Source organism: Microbacterium sp. 5K110, assembly GCF_005774735.1.
In the GTDB taxonomy this organism is placed as follows: domain Bacteria; phylum Actinomycetota; class Actinomycetes; order Actinomycetales; family Microbacteriaceae; genus Microbacterium.
Map to the genome: position 1 here is coordinate 1 of NZ_VBUM01000069.1, position 20,318 is coordinate 20,318.

A 20,318-nucleotide genomic window follows, 5' to 3' on the forward strand; every position below is an offset into this window, starting at 1 on the left:
CTGCCGCCGACGTCGGCCCGACCCCTTGTGTAGACCTCACACAATGTTTGATCCAGCGTTGTGGGACTCCTACCGTGGATGGCATCCCTTTGCAACGTCGAAAGGTGCCGAAATGACCGACGCCGCCGTCCGTCCCGCCACGCCCGCCACAAGCACGCGCACGCCCGTCGGGGGTGCGCCCACCGCTGCGCATTCCGCCGCCGAGGCCGCCGAGAACCGCATCGACATCGAGCGGGTGACCGATCTGTTGCTCGGGACGTGGGCCGATACCCGCCGCGAGGCGCGCGAGATGCTGAAGGATCCGCTGTTCTGGCGTGACGACAGCCTCGGCATGGACGCCCACCGGGAGCGCACCCTGGGCCAGCTCCACGAACTCGTCGCCCGCAAGGCCGTACACCGTGCCTTCCCGAAGCGATTCGGCGGCGAGGAGAACAACGGCGCGAACATCGCCGGCTTCGAGGAGCTCGTGGCCGCCGACCCCAGCCTGCAGATCAAGTCGGGCGTCCAGTGGGGGCTGTTCGGATCGGCCGTGCTCCAGCTCGGCACCGAGAAGCATCACGAGAAGTGGCTGCCGGGCATCATGAGCCTCGACATCCCGGGTGCCTTCGCGATGACCGAGACCGGCCACGGGTCGGATGTCGCCGCGATCGGCACGACTGCGACCTACGACGCCGAGACCGAGGAGTTCGTCATCCACACGCCGTTCCGCGGCGCCTGGAAGGACTACCTCGGCAACGCCGCTCTGCACGGCAAGGCCGCCACGGTCTTCGCGCAGCTCATCACGAACGGCGTCAACCACGGCGTGCACTGCTTCTATGTGCCGCTGCGCGACGACGAGGGGAACTTCCTGCCCGGCATCGGCGGCGAGGACGACGGCCTCAAGGGCGGCCTGAACGGCATCGACAACGGGCGTCTGCACTTCGACCAGGTCCGCGTTCCGCGCGAGAACCTGCTGAACCGCTACGGCGACGTCGCCGCGGACGGCACGTACTCCAGCGACATCGCGAGCCCGGGTCGCCGATTCTTCACGATGCTCGGGACGCTCGTGCAAGGGCGTGTGTCGCTCGACGGCGCGGCCGCCTGGGCGTCCGCGATCGGCCTCACCATCGCGATCACGTATGGCAACCAGCGTCGTCAGTTCGACTCCGGCAGCGGCACCCCCGAGGTGACCCTGCTCGACTACGGCAAGCACCAGCGCCGTCTGCTGCCGCGCCTGGCGACCACCTACGCCCAGATCTTCGCGCACGACGAGTTCCTGCAGAAGTTCGACGGCGTCTTCAGTGGCCGCCTCGACACCGACGCCGACCGCGAAGACCTCGAGACGCTGGCCGCTGCACTGAAGCCCCTATCGACCTGGCACGCGCTGGACACCCTGCAGGAGTCGCGCGAAGCGTGCGGGGGGCAGGGCTTCCTCTTCGAGAACCGCCTCGTGGGGCTCCGCGCCGACCTCGACATCTACGTCACTTTCGAGGGCGACAACAACGTGCTGCTGCAGCTCGTCGGCAAGCGCCTGCTCGCCGACTACGCCAAGCAGTTCAAGGGCAAGGATGCCAAGGCCCTCGCCGCCTTCGCCGTCGGTCAGACCGCCGGAAAGCTGTTCCACGGTGCGGGTATGCGGCAGCTCGGTCAGGCCGTCACCGACCTGGGGTCCACCGCGCGCTCCGTCGAGAAGGGGCTGCGGGCACAGCAGCAACACGAACTCCTCGCCGACCGCGTGCAGCAGATGATCGCCGACATCGCGGGGCGGCTGCGCCCGGCATCCAAGCTCCCCCGCGAAGACGCCGCGGCGCTGTTCAACGAGAACCAGGCCGAGCTGATCGAGGCCGCGCGGGCGCACGGCGAGCTGTTGCAGTGGGAGGCGTTCACCGACGCGCTCAACGGTGTCGCCGATGAGGGGACGCGACAAGTGCTGACGTGGCTGCGCGACCTGTTCGGACTCCAGCTCATCGAGAAGCACCTGGCCTGGTACCTGATCAACGGACGCCTGTCGACGCAGCGCGCGGCGGCGGTGTCGAGCTACATCGACCGACTCTGCGTGCGGCTGCGGCCTCACGCTCAGGATCTGGTCGACGCGTTCGGGTACGGCCCCGAGCACATCCGCGCCGCGATCGCCACGGGTGTCGAGGACGACCGGCAGAACGAGGCCGCGTCCTACTACGCGGCGCTGCGGGCCTCGGGCGATGCCCCGGTTCCGGAGAAGAAGCCGGGCAAGTAAGACGGCGGCGGAGGGCGGCGGCCGAGGGGGCCTGCCGCCCTTCGGCGTGTCCTGGGCCCGGGTGCGTCACGAGAACAGGGGATGCGGCCAGCACAGGGCGATTCCGCGGGGATCGGCCTGTTCCGGGTGCATCCCCTGTTCTCGGACGGCCGCGCGGGCCGGTGTCGGACCCCGCGCCTACCCTGGACGCATGAGCGACCTCACGACCGGTGACGACGGTGTCGCGCGCTGTGCATGGGCCGGCGCGGATGCCGAGTACCAGCGGTACCACGACGAGGAGTGGGGCACGGCACTCCACGGCGACCGCCCGCTCTTCGAGAAGATGAGCCTCGAGGGCTTCCAGGCGGGGCTGTCCTGGATCACGATCCTGCGCAAGCGCCCCCGCTTCCGCGAGGTCTTCCAGGGGTTCGAGCCGGCGTCCGTCGCCGCCTTCGGCCCCGACGACGTCGAACGCCTGCTCCAGGATGCCGGGATCATCCGGCACCGCGGCAAGATCGAGGCCGTGATCGGCAACGCCGTGATCGTCGCGGGCATGGCCGAGGGCGAGCTCGACGCACTGATGTGGTCCTTCGCCCCAGAGCAGCATCGCCCGCCGTCGTCCTTCGCCGAGGTTCCCGCGGTCACCGACGAATCGACCGCGATGAGCAAAGAACTCCGGCGCCGCGGCTTCCGCTTCGTCGGACCGACCACGATGTACGCCCTCATGCAGTCGTCGGGCATGGTCGACGACCACGTCGCGGGGTGCTGGCGCGCGGCGGTCTGACGCACCGCTAGACTGGACGACGGAGCTCTCGCTCCCAGCGTCGTCGAACGCACCGGCCCCCTTGCGTGGGCCTTTGACCTTCACGGCGAACGGATGCGCCGCCCGGCGCCTTCGCCCATTGCAGCCGCAGCATTGCGGCATCCCGAACCGCCGTGCGTGCTCGCGCGCCGGCAGGAGACTTCATGACGTCCCAGACTTTCACCGACCTCGGCGTGCCCGCGCCGCTGATCGCCGTCCTCGCCGAGCAGGGCAAGAACGAGCCCTTCCCGATCCAGGCCGACACCCTGCCCGACACGCTCGCCGGGCGCGACGTGCTCGGCCGCGGCAAGACGGGCTCGGGCAAGACCCTCGCCTTCTCGCTGCCCCTCGTCGCCCGTCTCGCGGCCAAGACCGACCGCCGCCGCGGACGCAAGCCCCGCGCGCTCGTGCTCGCCCCGACGCGCGAGCTCGCCAACCAGATCGACGAGGTCATCAAGCCCCTCGCCGCGGCCTACGACCTCACCACGACCACCGTCTACGGCGGCGTGAACCAGAAGCGTCAGGTCGACGCCCTCGCCGCGGGCGTCGACATCCTCGTCGCGTGCCCCGGCCGCCTCGAAGACCTCATCGGTCAGGGCTTCGCGAGCCTCGACGCGATCGACATCACCGTCCTCGACGAGGCCGACCACATGGCCGACCTGGGCTTCCTGCCCGGTGTCACGCGTCTGCTCTCGCGCACGCCCGCCGACGGCCAGCGCCTGCTGTTCTCGGCGACGCTCGACAACGGCGTGGACAAGCTGGTCAAGCGCTTCCTCCGCAACGAGGTGCTGCACTCCGTCGACGAGGCCCACTCGCACGTCGCGGCGATGACCCACCACGTTTTCGTTCCGGCCGACGCGGATGCCAAGAAGCAGCTCGTCGAGACCCTCGCCTCGGGCAGCGCGCGCCGCATCCTCTTCATGCGCACGAAGCACCAGGCCAAGAAGCTCGCGAAGGCGCTGACCGCCGCGGGCATCCCCTCGGTCGACCTGCACGGCAACCTGTCGCAGCCCGCGCGTGACCGCAACCTCGCCGCGTTCAGTGACGGTCGTGCCAAGGTCCTCGTCGCCACCGACGTCGCCGCCCGCGGTGTGCACGTCGACGGCATCGAGCTGGTCGTGCACGTCGACCCGCCCGTCGAGCACAAGGCGTACCTCCACCGCTCCGGCCGCACCGCGCGTGCCGGCTCGGCAGGAGACGTCGTGACGATCATGCTTCCCGAGCAGCGTCGCGACACCCTCGACATCCTCCGCAAGGCCAAGATCTCGGTCACCCCGCAGCCGGTCACCCCGACCTCGCCCGAGGTCGTCGCCCTCGTCGGCGAGGTCGCCCCGTACGTCAAGCCCGAGCCCGTGGTGGCTCAGCCGCAGGGCAGCGGACGCTCGCAGGGTGCCAACGCGCAGCGCAAGCGTGCCGCCCGTGGCCAGGGATCCTCGGATGCCGCTTCCCGCACCTCCACTCCGGGCGAGGGTCGCCGTCGTCGCGGCCGCGGCGCCGGGCAGGGTGCGGGCGCGACCGATGCGGCGCAGCCCGCACGCCAGGGCCAGCGCTCGGGCTCGGGCCGTGGCCAGGGCGCGGGCGGCAACGCCCGCATCGGCGGGGGCACCGGCCGTCCGCAGGGCGCCGGGCGTTCGGCATCCGGCACTCCCACGACCGGGATGGTCGTCGGCTCCCGCAGCCCGCGCACGAACCGTCGCGCCCAGGGCTGACGCACGCCTTCTCGACGCCCCCGCGGATCCGTCCGCGGGGGCATCGTCGTTCTCCGGGGCCTTCACGCGGCTTTACGGGCCTGCGGAGAACCTGGCCGTCACGCCGATCCCGGATGCCACGACACGGCGTGCCGGGTGAGATCTTCGCGGGACGGCGCGGGCGTGTGCACGAAGCGTCGCGGATGTCGGGGGTCTGCGGCACACTGAGGATCGACCCAGCCGAGGAGCCGCCATGACCCGTCATCCCGCCGATGCCCACGACGTCATCCGCGTGCGCGGGGCCCGCGAGAACAACCTGAAGAACGTCGACCTCGACGTGCCCAAGCGGCGGCTGACGGTGTTCACCGGCGTGAGCGGTTCGGGCAAGTCGTCGCTCGTGTTCGGCACGATCGCGGCCGAATCCCAGCGACTCATCAACGACACGTACCCGACGTTCGTCCAGCAGTTCATGGGTCAGCCTTCTCGTCCCGAGGTCGACGCGCTCGAGAACCTCAGCGCCACGATCCGCGTCGATCAGGAGCGGATGGCGGCCAACGCCCGGTCGACGGTGGGAACCGCGACCGACGTGCACGCGATGCTGCGCGTGCTCTTCAGCAGGCTCGGGCAGCCCCACGTGGGAGCCTCGCAGGCGTTCTCGTTCAACGTCCCGTCCCTCTCGGGCTCCGGAGCGGTCGAGATCAAGACCGGGGCGCGCGCGGGGCAGAAAGAACGACGCTCGTTCGAGATCACGGGCGGCATGTGCCCCGGTTGTGAGGGGCTCGGGCAGGTGAGTGACATCGACATCGCCGAGCTCGTCGACGAGACGAAGTCGCTCAACGACGGCGCCATCCGCGTGCCCGGCTACACCGCCGACGGGTGGATGGTGCGGATCTACGCCGAGTCGGGCTTCGTCGATGCCGACAAGCCGGTCCGCGACTTCACGGCCGAGGAACGTCAGGCTTTCCTCTACGGCGAGCAGACCAAGGTCCGCATCGCCAACACCAATATGACGTACGAGGGTCTCGTCCCCAAGGTCACCAAGAGCATGCTGCAGAAGGACCGCGACGGTCTCCAGCCGCATATCCGCGCATTCGTCGACCGCGCGGTCACCTTCGTCTCGTGCCCGGCGTGCGGCGGCACGCGGCTGAACGAGGGAGCGCGCTCGTCGCGCATCGGCGAGGTGAACATCGCGGATGCCGCGGCCATGCAGATCACCGATCTCGCCGCCTGGGTGGCCACCCTCGACGACCCCTCGGTCGCGCCCGTCGTCGACGGGCTGCGCGACACCCTCGACGCGTTCGTACACATCGGGCTCGGCTACCTCTCGCTCGACCGAGCCAGCGGCACGCTCTCGGGCGGTGAGGCCCAGCGAACCAAGATGATCCGCCATCTCGGGTCGAGCCTCACCGACATCACCTACGTGTTCGACGAGCCGACGGCGGGGTTGCACCCGCACGACATCCAGCGGATGAACGACACCCTGCGGCAACTCCGCGACAAGGGCAACACGGTGCTCGTGGTGGAGCACAAGCCCGAGGTCATCGAGATCGCCGATCACGTCGTCGATCTCGGGCCGCGCGCGGGCCGCGACGGCGGGACGGTCCAGTACGAGGGCGATGTGGCGGGACTCCGCGCCTCGGATACCTTGACCGGCCGCTTCCTCGACCATCGTGCGCGGCTCAAGCCGGCGGTGCGTCCGCACGCCGGAGCGATGCCCATCCGGGGCGCGTCGCAGCACAACCTGAAGAACGTCGACGTCGACGTCCCCCTCGGCGTGCTGACGGTGGTCACCGGGGTGGCCGGATCGGGAAAATCGTCGCTCATCCACGGCAACCTGCCCGCGTTCGACGACGTCGTGGTGGTCGACCAGTCGCCCATCAAGGGCTCACGGCGCAGCAGCCCGGCGACCTACACCGGCATCCTGGATGCCGTGCGGTCGGCCTTCGCCAAGGCGAACGGGGTCAAGCCCGCCCTGTTCAGCGCGAACTCCGAGGGCGCGTGCGTCGCCTGCAAGGGCCTGGGCTCGATCGTGACCCAGCTCGGGTTCCAGTCCACCGTCGAGACGGTCTGCGAGCTGTGCGGCGGGTCGGGTTTCGCCGAGGCGGTGCTCGAGTACACCCTCGACGGCAAGAACATCGCCGAGGTCCTCGCGATGTCGGTGACCGAGGCGGCCGCGTTCCTGACCCGCGGCCCGGCGGTCGCGGTGCTCGGGCGTCTCGTCGACGTGGGTCTGGGCTACATCACGCTCGGGCAGTCGCTCAACACGCTGTCCGGGGGCGAGCGCCAACGACTGAAGCTGGCGCTCTCGATGGCCAAGAAGGGCGCGGTGTACGTCCTCGACGAACCGACGACGGGGCTCCATCTCGCCGATGTCGACATCCTGCTGGCCCTGCTCGACGGCCTCGTGGAGGCCGGGAACACGGTCGTCGTGATCGAGCACCATCAGGCCGTCATGGCCCACGCCGACTGGATCATCGATATCGGGCCGGGGGCTGGCCGCGACGGTGGCACGGTCGTGTTCGAGGGAACTCCGACGCAGCTCGTGGCCGACGCCTCGACGCTCACGGGTGAGCACCTGGCGCGATACGTCGCGGGCTGACAGCCGCGCTCCGGGTCGGAGCGTCGGCGTCATCGACCGCGCGCCTCGCGTCGGGGGCTGATGTCCGCGCTGCGGGTCGGGGCGTCGGCGTCAGGCGGCTGCGCTCCGGGTCGGGGCGTTGACGTCGCGGACCACGCGCCGCGCGCGGCGGGGGAGTGTCACCCGCTCCGAAGCCTCAGGCCGGGGGTGCGACCGTGACCGTGTGCAGGTGACGGTCGCCGTGGGCGAGCACCTTGACCATGACGCCCCGCTGCCGCAGGTCGGACACCGCGCGGGAGGCATCCGCCCGCGAGACGCCGAGGGCCTCGACCGTCGTCACGACGAGAACGTCTCCGCGGGTGAGCGTGCCGAAGAAGCGATCGAGACGCGCCGCCCAGTCCTCGAGCGTCTCGGGCGCGGGATGACGGAATCCCTCGATCGGCACCCCGAAGCGCGTGAGATCGTCGCGCTGCTGCACGACCGAGGGCAGACCCGCACGGGAAACGACCAGGCCCACGAGTCGCGAACCGGCGGGACGTGCGCGCCACCAGGCGCCGTCGCCCTGCATCTCGGTGAAGCACTGCGGGCACTCTGCCGCCGTATGAGCGAGCGGTGCGGCCGGGATCGTGGCATCTGCGGACGACGTGGTCGCCGGAATCGAATCGCTCATGGACACCTCCGCCTCCATTCTGCCGCACGTCCCGCCGCGCGCCCCCGCCGGGACGGCATCCATCCGCTGAGACTTCACGCGGCTGACAACTCCACTGCAGCATGCAGCCCAGTTGTCAGCCGCATGAAGTCTCGCGGAGATGGGGCGTCGCCCCGCCTAGTCCTCGCCGTCCAGGCGGAGTTCGAGGCTCAGCTGGTCGGCATCCAGCTCGGCCAGCGCGTGCCGGAGCGCGGCGGTGCTGTACCGGCCGTCGCGGCTCACGAGTTCGAGCTCTCGGCGCATCGCCTCGATCGAGGCGAGTCGCAGCTCCAGCAGATCACGGGCACGGGCGGTGACCTCGTCGTCCGGCGGCCGGGTCAACCGCGCGCCGGCGCGCTCGACGAGATCGGCCGGGAAGGGTTCGCCGTTCCGCCGCGCGAGGGTCCCCGACGTGACCGCGGTGACCGCCGCCGCACGCAGCTCGGCATCCAGGGCGTGCTGTTCTTCACGCGTGGGTCCTTCACCGCCGCGGCCGGAGAGCCCGAGGGCCCGCACGACCGCCGGCAGCGTGAGTCCCTGGATCAGCAGGCTGAAGAGGGCGACGAGGAACGCGACGAAGATCAGCAGGGGGCGGTCCTGCACTCCTTCGCGCGGCAGGGTCTGCGCCGCGGCGAGCGTGACGACGCCGCGCATCCCGGCCCAGACGATCACGGTGCCGTGCCGCCAGCCCAGCGGAGTGTCGCGGTAGTAGTCGAGGTCGGCCACCGTCCGGGAGATGCGACGGCGCACCCACGCGAATCGCCGCGCGGCGCCGGCGGGGCCGCCCCGGCGGCGATGGAAGCGCTCGGGATCGGCGTGGTACGCCTCTTCCATCTCGTCGACGCGCTGACTCAGCAGCGCGGTCCGTTCGCGGTGCCCCGTGTTCCGCCGACTGCGTCGCCCCTGCAACCAGATGAGCCCGGCGACGTAGATCGCGCGGACCGCCAGGGCGATGCCGAGCGCGGAGAGGGCGAGCCACGCGCCGTGCCACAGGCCCTCGTTCTCCTCGAGGTTGCTGCGGACGACGTCCTTCAGCTCGAGACCGAAGACGAGGAACACCCCGCCCTCGAGGATCAGCTCGATCGTGCGCCAGTTGAGCCGGTCGCTGAGGCGTTGCTCGGGCGTGAACCGTCGGGCGGCGCCCTGGCCGGTGACGATGCCCGCGACCACGGCGGCGACGAGACCCGAGCCGCCGAAGTGCTCGGTGGGGAGGTACGCGATGAACGGCACCGTGAAGCTCAGCGCGGTGTTCGCCGCAGAGTTGGTCACCCGCTCGCGCAGCCGCAGGTTGCCCCACCCGACGAGCGCGCCGAGCAGCAGCGCGAGCAGCACGCCCCAGGCGAAGTTGCCGACCGCGTCGACGAACGCGAATCCGGATGCCACGGCGGCCACGGCCGTGCGCAGGAGCACCAGGGCGGTGGCGTCGTTGAGCAGGCTCTCGCCCTCGAGCATCGTGACCACGCGCGGCTCGATGCCGAGCCGCTTGGCGATCGAGGTGGCCACGGCATCCGTCGGACTGAGGATCGCGCCGAGCGCCACACCGAGCGCGAGCCCGAGGCCGGGGATCACGGCGGCGAAGAACAGGCCGAGGCCGAGCGAGCTCGCCACCACCAGCAGCACCGACAGCCCGGCGATGGGCGCGAAGTCGCGCCGGAACTCGATGGCGGGCAGCTGCACCGCCGCCGAGTACAGCAGCGGCGGCAGGACGCCGATGAGGATTACCTCGGGGTCGATGGCGATGGCCGGGACGAACGGCAGCAGACTCACACCGAGCCCGATGGCCAGGAGGACCAGGGGGCCGGCGATGTTGAAACGCGGCGCGATCACGGTCACCAGCGCGACCACCACGATGCCGACGACGACGATGAGGAGGGGGTCGATCACCCTCCGAGGCTAGACCCGTGAGCGCGACGCTGACGACGGCGGCGGCTCAGCTCTCGGCGCGGACGGCCTCCGCCACGGCGCGCAGCCCCGTGAGCGTCTCGGCGAAGCTCGTCGACAACGGCGCGAGCCCGATGCGCAGACCACCCGGGTCGCGGTAGTCGGGGATCACGTCGTCTTGCCACAGCCGCGCCGTGACCGCCCGCATCGCCGGGTGCGAAAGCGTCACGTGGCCACCCCGCTCGGCCGGGTCGCGCGGCGAGGCCACCGTGACACCGAGGGGGCTCAGGATGCCATCGCTCACGCGCAGCGCGAACTCGGTGAGCGCCACGGACTTGTCGCGGATCGCGTCGATGCCGGCACCCTCGATCAGGTCGAGCGTGTCCTGCATCGCGAGCATCGCCAGCACCGGCGGGGTGCCCGACAGGAATCGGCGCATCCCTTCGGCGGGGCGGTACTCAGGTCCCATCGCGAAGACGTCGGCGGCCCCCATCCAGCCCTGGATCGGCTGGGTGAGCGTCGCGTGGTGCCGTGCGGCGACGTACGCGAAGGCCGGGGCGCCCGGGCCGCCGTTGAGGTACTTGTAGGTGCAGCCGACCGCGAGGTCGACCCCCCAGCCGTCGAGGTCGACCGGCACGGAACCGGCGGAGTGGCAGAGGTCCCACAGCACGAGCGCGCCGGCGTCGTGAGCGATGCGGGTGAGGGTCCGGGCATCGGCGAGGTAGCCCGAACGGTACGAGACGTGACTGAGCAGCACGACCGCGGTGCGGGGTCCGACCGCGGCCCGGAGCAGGTCGGCATCCACCCCGCGCGCGGTGTCGACCTCGACCCAGACGATCCGTGCGCCGCGTTCGGCGGCGATGCCCTCGACGAGGTAACGGTCGGTGGGGAAGTCGTCGCGGCCCACCACGATCTCGACGCGTTCGGGGTCGGCGGTCGAGCGTTCCGTGAGCGCCGCTCGCAGCAGCTTGTACAGCAGCACGGTCGTCGAGTCGCCGATCACCGTCTGCCCTGCCGCGGCCCCGAGCGCCAGCCGTCCGAGTCGATCGCCGATGCGGAACGGCAGCTCCATCCATGACTCGTCCCATCCGCGGATGAGACGCCCGCCCCACTCGGTGGTGACGAACTCCGCGAGGCGCTCGGCGGTTGCGCGCGGCGGGCGACCCAGAGAGTTGCCGTCGAAGTACACGAGCGAGCTCTCTGCCCCCACGAAGGCGTCACGGTGTGCGGCGAGGGGGTCGGCCGCGTCGAGGGCGCGAGCCTCGTCGTCGAACACGGTGGTGGGATCAGTCGACACGCGTGAGCTCCTCGGTCGGGACCACGATCGCCCGTGACAGCCACGTCGCCAGGTCATCGGGGTCGGTCGGGGCAGGCCCGGCGAGGAAGCTGCGGACCGCGTCGGTGCCGGTGTGCGCCGGCCAAGGATCGGTGAGGGATGCCACCAGCGCGTCGCCGCGCACACCCGCTTGCTGCAGCGCGAGCAGCTCGCGGCGGTTGACGCCCACGGGGAGCTGTCCGTTGCCCAGGTCGGTGCCGTACAGCACGCGCCCGCCGCGGGCGTGGAAGGCGCCGAGGTGGGCGATCGCGCGCTGGCGGGTCGCGCCGCGGTGGATGTCGAGCGTCGAGATCCAGATCTGACCGGTCTCGACCGCGCGCGCGATGAGCCGCCGGGACAGGGAGGCGTCGAACGGGGTGTGCGCGAGGGCGGCGATGCCGACCTCGACCGCCCGTTCGACCTGCCCCGCGCCCTGGGCGTGAGCGACGACCGGGAGCCCGCGCTCGCGTGCGGCGTGCAGGATCGCCGAGAGGACGGCATCCGAGGGGACCGGACCCGCGTCGGCGTTGAGCGCCACCTTGATGACGGACGCCCCGGCGTCGGCCTGCGCATCGACCGCCGTCCTCGCTCCGCCCGGGACACCGGGATGGGCCGAGGGGTCGGTGACGGTGTGCACCGTGGCATCCGGGGCCCAGGGCCGCCCGCTCGGATAGCCTCCGGGGACGGTGAGGAACGCTCCGGCGAACGCGAGTCGGGGGAGTCCGGGGCTCAGGTGTCGGAGCGCCGTGGGATCGCCCCCGAGGTCGATCGCCCCGGCGATCCCCCGCCCGGGGAGGGCGTGCACGTCGATGAGGTGCGCGTGGACGTGGTGGTCGACGAAGGCGGGGAGAGCCGTGCCGGTCTCACCGCTCGCGTGACGGCGTACCGGCCACGCGGCGGTGAGCATCGGCGCGTCAGATCAGCGAGAGCTCGCGGAGCTTCGCCTCGACGTCGGCGTTGGTGGGCTCGACGTGGTGCGACGCGTCGGGGTAGACCACGACGGGGATGTTCGTGCGGCCGGAGATCTCTTTGGCCACGTCTGCGGCGGAGGGGTCGGCCACCAGGTCGACGTACTCGTAGGCGATGCCCAGGTCGTCGAGCTGCTTCTTCGTGCGGATGCAGTCACGGCACCAGTCGGCGCCGAACATGCGAATGGATGCGTCGGACATGCGTCCAGCGTACGCCGCCGAGGCGGACGCGGCCCCGTGCGATGGGGGCCGCCGACGGCGTCAGGCCGCCAGCTCGTCCTCGAGCGGCTCGGAGATCGCGGCGATCTTGGCGTTGCGCGTCTTCTTGGGCGCGTAGACCACGAGGGCGTGGAACACGAAGCGCACGACGAACGCGGCGACGAGCGTCAGGGCCGCGGCGACGACGCTCTGGATGTGCGCCTGGTTCACCAGCAGCCAGATCACCGGGATGCGCACGATCGCCTCGATGCCGTTGAACGCGAACGACTTCACGAACCGGTGGCGCATGAGCCCCGACTCTTCGCGCATGTCGGCGAAGACGAGGTACTCCAGGGCGAGGAAGTTCGCGACGATCGTCACCACGCTGGCGATCACCGCGGCCACGAGGTACTGCACCCCGACGGTGGTGAGGCCCCACATGATGAGCAGGTTCGCGACGGCGCCGAGGCCCCCGACGAGGGCGAAGGCCGACATGCGCCCGAACCGCAGCATCGTCAGCTGGGTCAGGAAGCGCATGCCCTGACTGAAGGAGGCCTTCGACTCGCCCGCGAAGCGCGCGGCGAAGGAGAACGGCACTTCGGCGACGCGCATCTGCTTGCGGGCGAGGATCTCGAGCAGGATCTTGAAGCCGCGCGGACGCAGGCCCTCGACGTCGAGCGAGCGGCGGTCGACGAGGAAGAAGCCCGTCATCGGGTCGGAGCAGTTGTGCAGCTTGCGCGGGAACATCGACTTCGTCAGGAGCGTCGAGCCGCGGGAGACGAGCGTGCGCACGGCGTTGGCCAGTCCGTCGGACGTGCCGCCGGCGATGTAGCGCGAGGCCACGACGACGTCGGCGTCGCCCACCTCGGCGCGCGCGAGCAGATCGGCGATGACCTCGGGCGGGTGCTGGAGGTCGCCGTCCATCACGACGCAGAAGTCGGACGCCGCCGCGCGGATGCCGTCGACGACGGCGCCGCCGAGACCGCCGACCGGCTGGTCGCGGTGGAGCAGTCGTACCGGCACCGACGCGTGTGCCGCCACGGCGCGGATGATGTCGGGGGTGTCATCGGTGGAATCGTCGACGAAGAGGATCTCGATGGCTCGGCCGGGGAGAGCGGCGACCGTTCGACGGACGAGTTCGGCGACGTTCGGACCCTCGTTGAAGGTCGGAACGATGACGGATAGGTCCATGGGTGCTCGCGTTTCGGTGAATCCAGAAGTACACAGCGTAGACCGGCCGACGCGTGCCCAAATGAGGATTGTGGATCATTTAGCTGGGAGCTAGCGGGATGTTCACCACACGCGAGCGGTGTCCGCGCCCCCTCGGACGCTCGGATCTCAGCCGATCGCGGCCTTCAGATCGTCGACGGACATGCCGTAGTTGATGCGGATCACCGGCAGCGCGAGCTTGTCGGTGCCGATGCGCACGTAGCCGGGCTCGATCGTGCGGCCGAGCTCGAAACCGGCGCGCCGTAGCCCCTCTTTGGTGGTGTCGTCGTAGTGCCCGAAGGGGTACGCGACGACCTCCTTCGCCCCGAGGATCGCGGCGGACTGCTCGAGGTCGGCGGCGATGGTGTCGGCATCGTCGTTGACCATCCGGCCCTTCCCGTTCGCGCCGGCGCGGTGCATGTCGTGCGTATGCGAGCGCTGCAGGACGAAGCGGTTGGGAGTGCCCTCGGAGCGCGCGGAGGTGATGACGAACGAGGTGGTGAGCAGGTTCCGGCCGTCCACGATGGGGGCTGCCAGTTCCAGCCACGAGCTGTCCGCGTCGTCGTCGGTGATGACGACGGAGCGCTTCGGCAGGAACAGCGCCCCGTCGATGAACGCGCTCACCTCGTCCCACGTCGGCAGGTAGAACCCCGATTCCTGGATGTAGGCCATCTGCGCGTCGAAGTCACCGACGTAGGCGTAGTTCCCGCGCAGCCAGCCGTCCTCGCCCTCGGGCTTCCGGGTGAACTGGTGGTACATGAGGATCGGGATGCCGGCATCCTCCGCCGCGTTCGCCTCGGGCGTCGTCCACGCCGCGTGGAGCGTCCGCTGCCGGTCGGTGCACGTGACGAGGTCGGCGCCGTTGATCCGTGCCGGCAGGGACAGGGCGCTCGCGTTCGCGGCGGTGTCGTACCACCCGGCGAAGACCCGGCCCTCCGCGCGGGGGAGGGGCAGCTTCTCGTAGCGCACGTCCTGGGTCTGCAGCTGCGGATCGAGCACGATCCCGTCTCCGGCGAAGGAGACGGCGCAGGCTTTCGGGTCGGTGGTGGTGGCCAGCAGCGCCTGCGCCGGGGTGAGGGGAGTCGGCGTGGGCGTGGGTGTGTCCGACGGCGTCGGGGCGATCGTGGAGTCGGAGTCGGCGAGCGGCGGCGAGGATGACCCGCGGGCGACGGCGAACACGGTCACGCCGCCGGCGACCACGGCGACCGCGATCACCACGGCGATCGTGCGCCGCAGCCGCATTCGCCGCGTCGCCCGCCGGCGCTGCTGTGCGCGCGTCGTCGTCATGGTGCTCCCCGGGTCCGGACGATCGTCCCCACGATCAGGGCGATCCTAGCGGGACCGATCGCGGCTTCAGGGAAGAGCGGCGGGCCGGGCGCGCCATGATGGGGACATGATCCGTCTCGGAATCGTCGGCACCAGCTCCATCTCCGAACGCCTCGCGGACGCCGTCGGTGAGGTCGAGGGCGTCGCGCTCGGTCGCGTCGCCTCGCGTGACGGACGACGCGCGGCCGAGTTCGCCGAACGCGTCGGCGCTCCGGGTACCGCGCAGGGTTTGGACGCACTGCTCGCAGCGGACGACGTGGATGCCGTGTACCTCGCGAGCCCGAACGCCGTGCACGCCGAGCAGGTGCGGGCAGCGGTGGATGCCGGCATCCCGGTGCTCGTCGAGAAGCCCGCGGTGCTGACCGCCGACGAGTGGCTCGACCTCGTCGCGCGGGCGCGGGAGCGCGGGACGGTGCTGCTGGAGGCGATGCGGACGGCGTACGACCCCGGCATCCGGGCGATCGAGGGCCTGCTGCCGCGGCTCGGCCGCATCCGCCGGGTCTCGTTCCGCTACGAGAAGCGGTCGGCGCGGTACGACCTCGTGCTCGCCGGTGAGCAGACGAACATCTTCGATCCGGCCCTCGGGGGGAGCGCGCTGCGCGACCTGGGCGTCTACCCGCTGCACGCGCTGGTTCTGCTGTTCGGCGCGCCCCGGCAGATCCTCGGGTCGCGCGTGGGCATCGCCGCGCAGACCGACGGGCTGGGCAGTGCCATCGCGGAGTTCGACGGGTTCGTCGCCGATGTGGCGTGGTCGAAGATCACCGACACCGCGCTGCCGAGCGAGATCCAGGGGGAGGAGGGCTCGCTGACGATCGACGCCATCGACTCTCCGCGCCGACTCGTCCTCACCCCGCGCGCGGGCGATGCGGAGGTCATCGACGTCGCCGCGCCCGGGAACCCGATGGTCGGAGAGGTCGAACGTTTCCGCGACGCCGTCCACGGCGCGGACGTCACGGCCGATCAGGATCGCACGGGCCAGACGCTGCGGCTGGTCGACCTGCTGCTCGAGCGGCCCCTGCGGTGACCCCGATTCACCCACCGTTTCCCCTGAAGGGGTAGGAAGACCGGATGACACGAGCCGGCACCGCCGCAGAGGTGTTCGTCGCCTTCCTCCGCCTCGGCGTCACGTCGTTCGGCGGTCCGATCGCGCACCTCGGCTACTTCCGTGACGACCTCGTCACGCGCCGCCGCTGGATGGACGACCGGGCCTACGCCGACCTCGTCGCCCTGTGCCAGTTCCTCCCCGGACCCGCGTCCAGTCAAGTCGGGTTCGCAATGGGGCTCCAGCGAGCCGGCTTTCTCGGCGCCCTCGCGGCCTTCCTCGGCTTCACCCTGCCCTCGGCGGCGCTGCTCGTGGCGTTCGCGGCCGGGGCGTCGCTGTTCGGCGGTCGAGTGGGTGGCGGCGTCCTGGACGGGCTGAAGATCGTCGCGGTCGCCATCGTGGCCCAAGCCGTGTGGGGGATGGCCCGCTCGCTCACGCCCGACGCGCCGCGCGCCGGGATCGCGGTGGTCGCGGCGGCGTCGGCGCTGTTCATCCCAGGCGCGTTCGGCCAGCTCGGTGCGCTCGTCGTCGGCGTCGTGGCGGGGCTCGTGCTGCTGCGGGGTGCATCCGAGCCGCCGGGGGAGCCGGTGGCGTCGTTCGGGGTGTCCCGGGTGGTCGCGATCGGATGCCTCGCTGTCGCGGCCCTCGCGTTGATCGGGCTTCCCGCGCTGGCGGCGGTGACCGGCTCGGGGGCGATCGCGCTCGCCGACGCCTTCTTCCGGTCCGGGGCTCTGGTGTTCGGGGGAGGGCACGTCGTGCTCCCGCTCCTGCAGGCCGAGGTCGTCCAGACCGGCTGGGTCTCGCCGGACGCGTTCCTCGCGGGCTACGGGGCGGCGCAGGCCGTGCCCGGCCCCTTGTTCACGTTCGCCGCCTACCTGGGGGACATCTCGTCGGTCGGGCCCGGCGGTCTCGCCGGCGCGGCGATCGCCCTCGGCGCGATCTTCCTCCCCGGGTTCCTCGTGCTCGTCGGGGTACTGCCCTTCTGGGACGCGCTCCGCGGACGGCCCCGCGTGCGCGCGGCGATGCGCGGTGCCAACGCGGCGGTCGTCGGCATCCTCGGAGCGGCGCTCTACACTCCGGTGTTCACCACGGCCGTGACCGGGCCCGGACCGTTCGTCCTGGCCGTGGCGGGATTCGTGCTGCTCACGGCGTTCCGGACCCCCGCGTGGGCGGTCGTGATCGTCGGGGCGCTCGGCGGGATCGTGCTCGCTTTCGTCTGAGACTCGCCTGAGCCTGCGTGTCAGGGTGCGTGACACCGGGTTCCGGGTTTGGCAGGATGAGCTCACGGCATCGTCGCCGCGTCGGTATCGAAGGAGATCACCGTGTTCCACAGCCCGTACCCGCGCATCGAGATCCCATCGCAGAGCGTCTACGATCACCTCTTCGGCTCGCTCGACGACGCCGATCTCTCCCGGGTCGCCCTCATCGACGCCGCGACCGGGGGCGAGACGACGTACGGCGCCCTGCGCGCCCAGGTCGACGCCTTCGCCGGAGCGCTGGCTCACCGGGGCGTCGACGCCGGGACCGTGGTGGCCGTCCTGTGCCCCAACGTGCCCGCGTTCGCGACGGTGTTCCACGGCATCCTGCGTCTGGGCGCCATCGTCACGACGGTCAACTCGCTCTACACGGCCCAGGAGATCGAGAAGCAATTGAGGGATGCCGGTGCGACGTGGCTCGTGACCGTCGCACCGCTGCTCGGTCCCGCCGTCGAGGCGGCGCGCGCCGTCGGCCTCCCCGACGATCGGGTGATCGTGCTGGACGGGGCCTCCGGGCACCCCGACCTCGGGTCGCTGCTGGCAGAGGGGCGGACGCCGCCGGCGGTCTCCTTCGACCCGGCGACGCACGTCGCGGTGCTGCCCTACTCCTCGGGGACGACGGGCGTGCCGAAGGGGGTCATGCTCTCGCACCGCAACCTCGTGTCCAACGTCGAGCAGTGCCGCGTCAGCATTCGGCTGGGCGGCGAGGATCGCGTGCTCGCCGTGCTGCCGTTCTTCCACATCTACGGCATGACCGTGCTGCTCAACCTCGCGCTGCGCCAGCGTGCGACGCTCGTGACGATGCCGAGGTTCGATCTGTCGGCGTTCCTCCGCGGCATCCAGGAACACCGGTGCACGTTCCTGTTCATCGCGCCGCCCATCGCGGTCGCGCTGGCCAAGCACCCCGTCGTGGACGAGGTCGACATCTCGAGCGTGCACACCGTGTTCTCGGGGGCCGCGCCGCTGGACGGTGAGACCGCCGAGACCGCCGGGCGACGCATCCATGCCCGTTTCTTCCAGGGCTACGGCATGAGCGAGCTCAGCCCCGTCTCGCACGCGATCCCGCCCGAGCGCGACGACATCCCGGTGAGTTCCGTCGGTGTGCTCGTGCCCAACGTCGAGGCCAAGCTCGTCGATCCTGAGACCGGTGCCGAGATCGAGGCGCACGGCGAGGGCGGACTGACCGCGCCGGGTGAGCTGTGGGTGCGGGGTCCGAACGTGATGCTGGGCTACCTCAACCGCCCCGACGCGACCGCGGAGACGATCGACGACGACGGTTTCCTGCACACCGGCGACATCGCCACGCACCACGTCGACGGCTACTTCACGATCGTCGATCGGCTGAAGGAGCTGATCAAGTACAAGGGGTATCAGATCGCCCCGGCCGAGCTGGAGGCCCTGCTGCTGTCGCACCCGCAGATCCAGGATGCCGCCGTCGTCGGCGTGCTCGACGAGGACAAGCAGGAGATCCCGAAAGCGTTCATCGTCGCGGCGCCGGGGATGGAGCTCCGTGCCGAGGACGTCATGTCCTTCGTCGCCGCCCAGGTCGCCCCGCACAAGAAGGTGCGGCGCGTGGAGTTCATCGACGTGATCCCGAAGTCCGCCTCGGGGAAGATCCTGCGGAAGGACCTGCGTGCGCGCGAGGGGTGAGGGGGAAAAGCGAAACCCCCGCGATGTAGAAGCTACGCGAGGGTTCCTGGGGTGACTGTAACGGTCACCCGTGTGGCTCCGACCGGCATCGATCCGGTGACCTTTCGATTTTCAGTCGAACGCTCTACCAACTGAGCTACAGAGCCGAGCGACATGTCTGCCGCTTCCTAGACGAAAGGCCTCCTCGAAAGAAGGCCCGTCGCTATGGAGCGACCCTGACGGGACTTGAACCCGCGACCTCCGCCGTGACAGGGCGGCACGCTAACCAACTGCGCTACAGGGCCATGATTGTTCAATTGTATTCGGCGAGTGACCCCAACGGGATTCGAACCCGTGCTACCGCCGTGAAAGGGCGGCGTCCTAGGCCGCTAAACGATGGGGCCGGATGAACCCTGAAACCTTGCGATTCCGTGCTCACTTGCCGACGACCGAGCCTACTTCATGATCTTTCAGATTGCCAATCGAGGGCGTGGCGCTCCGTCGTTCCGGCGTGTCGGGGTTCAGACTGGGCCGGGCAGTGGGAACTCGCCCTGTTGTTCGTGTGATTCGTGTTGCTACTGTGGTGCGAGTTGCGAACCGGTGAGATGAGGTATTCCCGTGACGCCTGAACCCCCCGACGGCGCGGACGACTGCGGCTGCGCGCCCACACCCGCCGAGCAGTCACGTCTCTGGCCCGCGCTCGACCGTCGCGGCGCCCTCAAGCTCGGTGCGTTCGGTGCCGTCGCGCTCGGTGCGTTCGGCGCCACCGTGCCCTCTCTCTCGTCGTCGTCGCCGGCGTTCGCGGCCGATTACCCGTCCTGGGCCGATGTCGAGGCCGCACGTGCCAACGAGGCCGCCAAGGGCGCCGAGATCGCCCGCATCCAGGGTTTGATCGCGGGCCTGCAGTCCGAGGTGGCGCGCACGCAAGCCGAGGTCGTCGCCCGCTCCGACGAGTACTACGCGGCCCAGCAGGCGTACTTCGACGCCGACTACCGCGCCCAGCAGATCCAATCGCAGGCCGACGCCGAAGCGGCGAAGGCGACGGATGCCGCCACCAAGGCGGGGAAGGTCGCGGCGCAGCTGTACCGCAGCGGCGGTGACGACACGTCGCTCGACCTGTTCTTCTCGGGCTCGGCGGCGACCGCGGACGACCTGCTCGCCAAGCTCGGCACGATGGACAAGCTCATCGAGCGCAACCGCTCGGTGTACACCGCCGCCGTGGTCGCCCGTGACAACGCCAAGCAGCTCAGCAATCAGGCCAACGATGCCCGCGCCGAGCGCGATCGGCTGAAGACGATCGCCGAAGAGAAGATGGTCGCCGCCCAGCAGGCCGCCGATGCCGCGCAAGCGGCCCTCGCGGCGCAGCAGGCGAACCAGGTCGTGCTCGAGGCCCAGCTCGCCGCGCTGCAGGACACGACGGCCAAGACCGTCGCCGACTACCAGGCCGGTGTCGAGGCCGAACGCAAGGCTCGCGAAGAACGCGAGCGTCGTGCTCGCGAAGAGGCCGAGGCCCGTGCGCGCGCCCAGCGCGAGCAGGAGGAGCG

General features: G+C 70.7%; 15 protein-coding genes and 3 tRNA genes. 8 read left to right on the top strand and 10 right to left on the bottom strand.

Annotation, left to right across the window (positions count from 1 at the left end):
- Positions 1-112 precede the first annotated feature (112 nt).
- The 4 genes from FE256_RS13670 (at position 113) to FE256_RS13685 (ending at position 7,283) form a co-directional block, all read left to right on the top strand.
- The gene (locus FE256_RS13670) at positions 113-2,215 is read left to right on the top strand and encodes an acyl-CoA dehydrogenase family protein (RefSeq protein ID WP_138176536.1); all 2,103 of its coding nucleotides are present in this window, start codon (positions 113-115) and stop codon (positions 2,213-2,215) included.
- A gap of 190 nt (positions 2,216-2,405) precedes the next feature.
- Entirely contained in the window at positions 2,406-2,978 is a 573-nt protein-coding gene (locus tag FE256_RS13675; protein WP_138176538.1) for a DNA-3-methyladenine glycosylase I, read from the top strand.
- 182 nt (positions 2,979-3,160) lie between these two features.
- A complete protein-coding gene (locus FE256_RS13680; protein ID WP_138176540.1) occupies positions 3,161-4,705 on the top strand; it encodes a DEAD/DEAH box helicase in 1,545 nt (514 codons plus the stop codon).
- 232 nt (positions 4,706-4,937) lie between these two features.
- On the top strand, positions 4,938-7,283 hold the full coding sequence (locus FE256_RS13685) for an ATP-binding cassette domain-containing protein (protein WP_138176542.1): 2,346 nt from the start codon (positions 4,938-4,940) through the stop codon (positions 7,281-7,283).
- A gap of 175 nt (positions 7,284-7,458) precedes the next feature.
- On the opposite strand, the gene FE256_RS13690 is transcribed toward FE256_RS13685, so the two are convergent.
- The 7 genes from FE256_RS13690 to FE256_RS13720 form a co-directional block, all read right to left on the bottom strand.
- On the bottom strand, positions 7,459-7,932 hold the full coding sequence (locus FE256_RS13690) for a dehydrogenase (RefSeq protein WP_138176544.1): 474 nt from the start codon (positions 7,930-7,932) through the stop codon (positions 7,459-7,461).
- A gap of 156 nt (positions 7,933-8,088) precedes the next feature.
- The gene (locus FE256_RS13695; RefSeq protein WP_252371029.1) at positions 8,089-9,834 is read right to left on the bottom strand and encodes a cation:proton antiporter; all 1,746 of its coding nucleotides are present in this window, start codon (positions 9,832-9,834) and stop codon (positions 8,089-8,091) included.
- A 46-nt stretch (positions 9,835-9,880) separates the two neighbouring features.
- Positions 9,881-11,128, bottom strand: coding sequence for a kynureninase (locus FE256_RS13700; RefSeq protein ID WP_252371030.1), 1,248 nt, complete (start codon positions 11,126-11,128; stop codon positions 9,881-9,883).
- Positions 11,118-12,053, bottom strand: a complete 936-nt coding sequence (locus FE256_RS13705) for an amidohydrolase family protein (RefSeq protein WP_138176548.1) — start codon at positions 12,051-12,053, stop codon at positions 11,118-11,120. The genes FE256_RS13700 and FE256_RS13705 overlap by 11 nt, the downstream gene beginning before the upstream one ends.
- Before the next feature lie 7 nt (positions 12,054-12,060).
- The gene (locus tag FE256_RS13710; protein ID WP_138176550.1) at positions 12,061-12,315 is read right to left on the bottom strand and encodes a glutaredoxin family protein; all 255 of its coding nucleotides are present in this window, start codon (positions 12,313-12,315) and stop codon (positions 12,061-12,063) included.
- Between the two features lie 60 nt (positions 12,316-12,375).
- Entirely contained in the window at positions 12,376-13,503 is a 1,128-nt protein-coding gene (locus FE256_RS13715; protein WP_138176552.1) for a glycosyltransferase, read from the bottom strand.
- 147 nt (positions 13,504-13,650) lie between these two features.
- Positions 13,651-14,808 (bottom strand): polysaccharide deacetylase family protein, encoded by a 1,158-nt coding sequence (locus FE256_RS13720; protein WP_252371031.1) that lies wholly within the window; start codon positions 14,806-14,808, stop codon positions 13,651-13,653.
- A gap of 106 nt (positions 14,809-14,914) precedes the next feature.
- On the opposite strand from FE256_RS13720, the gene FE256_RS13725 reads away from it, so the two are divergent.
- The 3 genes from FE256_RS13725 (at position 14,915) to FE256_RS13735 (ending at position 18,795) form a co-directional block, all read left to right on the top strand.
- Positions 14,915-15,871: a Gfo/Idh/MocA family protein gene (locus tag FE256_RS13725; protein ID WP_138176554.1), complete on the top strand. Its 957-nt coding sequence runs from the start codon at positions 14,915-14,917 to the stop codon at positions 15,869-15,871.
- 44 nt (positions 15,872-15,915) lie between these two features.
- Complete coding sequence (gene chrA, locus FE256_RS13730; RefSeq protein ID WP_138176556.1) at positions 15,916-17,109, top strand: chromate efflux transporter; 1,194 nt, start codon at positions 15,916-15,918, stop codon at positions 17,107-17,109.
- Between the two features lie 102 nt (positions 17,110-17,211).
- Positions 17,212-18,795, top strand: coding sequence for an AMP-binding protein (locus FE256_RS13735; protein ID WP_138176558.1), 1,584 nt, complete (start codon positions 17,212-17,214; stop codon positions 18,793-18,795).
- A gap of 73 nt (positions 18,796-18,868) precedes the next feature.
- Here FE256_RS13735 and FE256_RS13740 read toward each other — a convergent pair.
- From FE256_RS13740 to FE256_RS13750, 3 genes are all read right to left on the bottom strand, one after another.
- Positions 18,869-18,941: transfer RNA gene (locus FE256_RS13740), tRNA-Phe, on the bottom strand.
- A 64-nt stretch (positions 18,942-19,005) separates the two neighbouring features.
- Positions 19,006-19,079 (bottom strand) — tRNA-Asp (locus FE256_RS13745).
- Between the two features lie 26 nt (positions 19,080-19,105).
- Positions 19,106-19,178 (bottom strand) — tRNA-Glu (locus FE256_RS13750).
- Between the two features lie 214 nt (positions 19,179-19,392).
- Here FE256_RS13750 and FE256_RS13755 point away from each other — a divergent pair.
- Positions 19,393-20,318, top strand: a 926-nt coding sequence (locus FE256_RS13755) for a coiled-coil domain-containing protein (protein ID WP_502704860.1), incomplete at its 3' end; no start/stop codon positions are given.

What these genes read in the sequence shown, in the direction of transcription:
- FE256_RS13670 (WP_138176536.1), top strand. Translation starts at nt 113, where the DNA reads ATGACCGACGCCGCCGTCCGTCCCGCCACGCCCGCCACAAGCACGCGC.
- FE256_RS13675 (WP_138176538.1), top strand. Translation starts at nt 2,406, where the DNA reads ATGAGCGACCTCACGACCGGTGACGACGGTGTCGCGCGCTGTGCATGG.
- FE256_RS13705 (WP_138176548.1), bottom strand. Translation starts at nt 12,053, where the DNA reads ATGCTCACCGCCGCGTGGCCGGTACGCCGTCACGCGAGCGGTGAGACC.
- FE256_RS13680 (WP_138176540.1), top strand. Translation starts at nt 3,161, where the DNA reads ATGACGTCCCAGACTTTCACCGACCTCGGCGTGCCCGCGCCGCTGATC.
- FE256_RS13715 (WP_138176552.1), bottom strand. Translation starts at nt 13,503, where the DNA reads ATGGACCTATCCGTCATCGTTCCGACCTTCAACGAGGGTCCGAACGTC.
- FE256_RS13685 (WP_138176542.1), top strand. Translation starts at nt 4,938, where the DNA reads ATGACCCGTCATCCCGCCGATGCCCACGACGTCATCCGCGTGCGCGGG.
- chrA (WP_138176556.1), top strand. Translation starts at nt 15,916, where the DNA reads ATGACACGAGCCGGCACCGCCGCAGAGGTGTTCGTCGCCTTCCTCCGC.
- FE256_RS13690 (WP_138176544.1), bottom strand. Translation starts at nt 7,932, where the DNA reads ATGAGCGATTCGATTCCGGCGACCACGTCGTCCGCAGATGCCACGATC.
- FE256_RS13710 (WP_138176550.1), bottom strand. Translation starts at nt 12,315, where the DNA reads ATGTCCGACGCATCCATTCGCATGTTCGGCGCCGACTGGTGCCGTGAC.
- FE256_RS13725 (WP_138176554.1), top strand. Translation starts at nt 14,915, where the DNA reads ATGATCCGTCTCGGAATCGTCGGCACCAGCTCCATCTCCGAACGCCTC.
- FE256_RS13720 (WP_252371031.1), bottom strand. Translation starts at nt 14,808, where the DNA reads ATGACGACGACGCGCGCACAGCAGCGCCGGCGGGCGACGCGGCGAATG.